This is a genomic window from Plectonema radiosum NIES-515 (assembly GCF_025753815.1).
GTDB lineage: Bacteria > Cyanobacteriota > Cyanobacteriia > Cyanobacteriales > Nostocaceae > Hassallia > Hassallia radiosum_A.
In genome coordinates this window covers 3,734-7,592 of record NZ_JAOWRF010000018.1, presented here as the reverse complement: position 1 = coordinate 7,592, position 3,859 = coordinate 3,734, and the positions used below count along the sequence as shown (strand labels likewise).

Below are 3,859 nucleotides of genomic sequence, written 5' to 3'. Positions count from 1 at the left end.
GTGGGGAGTGGGGAGTGGGGAGTGGGGGAAGAAAATATAAAATTTGGGATTGTTAATTTTTTTATGCAATTTCAATTGCTTCTTCTTGGAATTGGTGATTGTCGTCAAGATGCCAGCTTTTGAGTTCTAAAGCTTTGCCGTTGGGGACAGAAACTATGATGTATGAATATTCTTGCCAAGCTTGGACGCGATCGCTTTCTGAAGGTGTCGCTGGATTATCGGGATGCGAGTGGTATATACCAATAATATTTAAAGAGCAAGAGCGTGCATATGTTTGTACTTTTAACATGATTTCGGGTGCGATCGCATATCGTCGTCTTTTACTATCCTCTCCACTCCAAGCGTTCTCTGTCGGTATTACTTCTACGACAGTTTTGCTCTCATTAGCCAGATAACCCAACATTATACCGCAGCACTCTTCCGGATAAGTGCTTGCGGCATGGCTGCGGATTATTTGCTTTTGTTGTGAACTGACTTTAAGAAGCACTCTTGTTTATTAACCGCAGACAACTAGGCATTTACCGAAATTAAATATGCGTTATCCAGAACCTTTACAGACCTAGCAGTGCTACGTCTCTACATTAATCAGGCTAGCATATTTACTTTTCCCGTAGCGAGGTCGTAATAACCACCAACAATTTTCAGTTTGCCCTGTTTGATCAAGTTTGCCAAAATCGTTGAGCTTTCTGCTAATCTTCCCACCTGATATTGCACATTGGCAATAACAGCATTTTCTTCTATGTTGCCAGTTTTGTTTCTTACCCTTTCTACCGCTGGCTTGATTTCTTCAACAAAAATGCCAATTCTACCTGGGAGAGGATCGCCTTTGACCGCAGCTGATACTGCACCACATCTAGTATGACCTAAAACCATGATAGCTTGGACACCCAATACGGCTGTAGCAAATTCTAGACTACCTATACCCTCTTGAGCAGCTATATTACCAGCAATTCGGACGACAAATAAATCTCCTAGTCCCTGATCGAAAACAATTTCCCCAGGCACTCTCGAATCAGCACAACCTAGTATAGCTGCAAACGGATACTGAGCCACGGAAGTTTCTTGCAAACGCAACCGTGATTGATTGGGGTTGAGACGCTTTCCGTCAACAAACCGTTTATTTCCTTCCACCAATCTTTTTATAGCTGCATCAGGACTAACTGGTTGAGGTTTTTGTACAGGAGTAGATTGTTGTTGAGCAACAGCTTTGTCTTGACTCCAAAGTACACCGCTAGCAGCAGTAGCAGCAATACCAGCACCTCCGACACCTACTAACTTTAATAAATTACGACGTCCAACAAATCCATTAATTCGGCTCATCAATTCACCTTAATTTTATACAGAAAATGTATACCAAGTTGGTATACAAATAAACTCCTGTCCTCATCCGCAACGAAAGCTCCCTTATAGACATAGGGGTGCAAAGATGCTATGAGTCAGGAAAACTCAAAGTATTACTGCAACTGAGTCATAAAAAAAATCTTTCTTATTTGCACCGACTATACCAAAATTAGGTATAACAATTGAAGTTTTGATCTATAGAAGAATGTCTGGCTTGAGTGTGGTGTTTGTCTATGGTTTGCGATCGCCTATTGCCAATAAAATAAGATTATTGACTGTTGTAACGCAATACCGTTGGTGTTAAGTCCCAAATCCTTGTAGAGACGTTGCATGTGCTACGTCTCTACATACATACATACAATTTTTACCACCAATTCCTTAACACCAAGCGTATTGTGTTATAACGGGTTGCAGGCAATGCAATACAGAACCCCATCCCCTTTCCTTTATCAGGAGAGGGGATGGGGTGAGGTGTTTTATGTATCATCACTCAACCCTTGACCGCTATAACAGCGAACAATTAACAGTCAACAACTCTACAAATGAATACATATTTCAGCGCAATTAGATACGAGAAAATCACGTAATAACAGTTACTCTGCCTGTATCAATATCGTAACAAGCGCCAATTATTTTTAGTTTGCCAACGCTTACCAATTTCGCCAAAATCGTTGATTTTTTCGGCAATTCTTCAACCTGATATTGAATATTGGCAAGAACCGCTTCTTCTTGAATGTCCCCCGTCCTTAATTTTACCCTTTCTACGGCTGGTTTGATACCCTCAACAACAAACCCAATTTTCCCAGGAAGTGTCTCGTTTTTCATTGCCTGGGCGACTGCACCGCATCTTTTATGACCTAAAATCAGGATTAGCTGAGAACCCAATACTGTTGTAGAATATTCTAGGCTGCCTGTAACCAAATCATTGACAACATTACCAGCGACTCGCACCACAAATAAATTTCCCAGTCCTTGATCGAAGATAATTTCTGGTGGTACTCTAGAATCTGCACAGCCCAATACGGACGCAAAAGGATGCTGTGTTAAGATGAGCGATCGCAAACGTTCCAAATTTTGGTCTGGATAATTACGTTTTTGCTGTACAAATCGTTTATTTCCATCCAGTAATCTTCTCAAAGCTACATCAGGACTAACTGGGTTAGGATTGACTGGATGAGCATCAGCAACTACAGTTTGTGGATTAACAGCTTGCTGTGTATCCCAAAGTAGGCTAAAACTCGTAGCCATACCAAAGCCTACCATACCTGCCAGCTTCAAGACATGACGACGCCCGACAAATCCATTAATTCGACTCATCAATCTACCTGACAAAAGCTTGGTCATTGCCAGGAACATATCAAACTTAAGAGGGATGTGAGAGTACCCTCTGACACGGTTTAAGAGTCATTTAATTTTTGCTTTGTTGGTAGATGGTTGTTAGTAGATGGTTGGAGCGTTGTTGGTTGATAGTTGTTTTAGGCACTACTATCAACTATCTACCAATCCTCTGCCTAATAGACATCTCCAGAAATTAATGATGCGTTATCTGAACCCCAAGAGACGTAGCACAGAATAGTCTCTACATTCATTTTCACTCCTATGTCTAATGCCTTTTCCCAGCACCAAGATACAATTCACCGACTTTAGGATCGTTTAACAAGTCTTGACCGGCGCCTGTAATCGCATCGCGTCCAGATTCTAGCACACAACCGCGATGAGCCATTTCTAAAGCTTTACGAGCGTTTTGCTCTACTAGTACGATCGCTGTACCACTTTGATTAATTTGTCTAATCTGATCAAAAACTTGCGTTACCAAAATGGGAGATAAAGCTGCTGAAGGTTCATCTAATAGCAGCAAACTCGGTTCTAACATCAAAGCTTTGCCCATTGCTAGCATTTGACGTTCCCCTCCAGAAAGAGTGCCGGCACGTTGACGACGGCGATCGCTTAATCTAGGAAACATGCTAAATATTTTATCTTTCAATGGCTTTAAAGCAACATTGCGGACAAAAGCACCCATTTCTAAATTTTCTTCCACGCTGAGGGAGGGGAAAACGTTAGCGATTTGCGGTACATAGCACATTCCCCGCTGGACGATTTGATTAGACTTCAATCCGGCGATATTTTCACCTTTGAAGGTAATTGTACCTGTATGAGGTGTCAAAAGTCCAAAAATCGTTTTTGCCAAGGTCGATTTACCAGCACCGTTGGGACCAATCACTGTAACTAATTCCCCCGCTTCCACGCGAAAATTTACACCTTGCAAGATATCCACATCTTTAATATATCCAGCACGGACATCGTTAACTTCTAATAAATAATCATTAGTCATTGGGCATTAGCCAAGAGTTAGGAGGAGCGGTAGAGACGTTCCGTCGGAACGTCTGTACGAGGAGGAGCGGTAGAGACGTTCCGTCGGAACGTCTGTACGAGGAGGAGCGGTAGAGACGTTCCGTCGGAACGTCTGTACGAGGAGGAGCGGTAGAGACGTTCCGTCGGAACGTCTGTACGAGGAGGA

Annotated in this window: 4 protein-coding genes; all 4 read right to left on the bottom strand. The window is 42.3% G+C overall.

Going from position 1 to position 3,859, the window contains the following annotated elements; genetic code table 11:
- Positions 1–61: 61 nt before the first annotated feature.
- The 4 genes from OGM63_RS01625 to OGM63_RS01610 all read right to left on the bottom strand — a co-directional run bounded on the left by OGM63_RS01625 (position 62) and on the right by OGM63_RS01610 (position 3,673).
- Complete coding sequence (locus OGM63_RS01625) at positions 62–487, bottom strand: M67 family metallopeptidase (RefSeq protein ID WP_263743755.1); 426 nt, start codon at positions 485–487, stop codon at positions 62–64.
- Positions 488–585: 98 nt separating this feature from the next.
- Positions 586–1,320 (bottom strand): carbonic anhydrase, encoded by a 735-nt coding sequence (locus OGM63_RS01620; RefSeq protein ID WP_263743754.1) that lies wholly within the window; start codon positions 1,318–1,320, stop codon positions 586–588.
- A 600-nt stretch (positions 1,321–1,920) separates the two neighbouring features.
- Positions 1,921–2,658, bottom strand: coding sequence for a carbonic anhydrase (locus OGM63_RS01615; protein ID WP_263743753.1), 738 nt, complete (start codon positions 2,656–2,658; stop codon positions 1,921–1,923).
- Between the two features lie 286 nt (positions 2,659–2,944).
- Positions 2,945–3,673: an ABC transporter ATP-binding protein gene (locus OGM63_RS01610; RefSeq protein ID WP_263743752.1), complete on the bottom strand. Its 729-nt coding sequence runs from the start codon at positions 3,671–3,673 to the stop codon at positions 2,945–2,947.
- Positions 3,674–3,859: the final 186 nt, after the last annotated feature.

Bases quoted from the DNA above. Each gene is read 5' to 3' on its own strand.
- OGM63_RS01610 (WP_263743752.1), bottom strand. From the start codon at position 3,673: ATGACTAATGATTATTTATTAGAAGTTAACGATGTCCGTGCTGGATAT.
- OGM63_RS01615 (WP_263743753.1), bottom strand. From the start codon at position 2,658: ATGAGTCGAATTAATGGATTTGTCGGGCGTCGTCATGTCTTGAAGCTG.
- OGM63_RS01620 (WP_263743754.1), bottom strand. From the start codon at position 1,320: ATGAGCCGAATTAATGGATTTGTTGGACGTCGTAATTTATTAAAGTTA.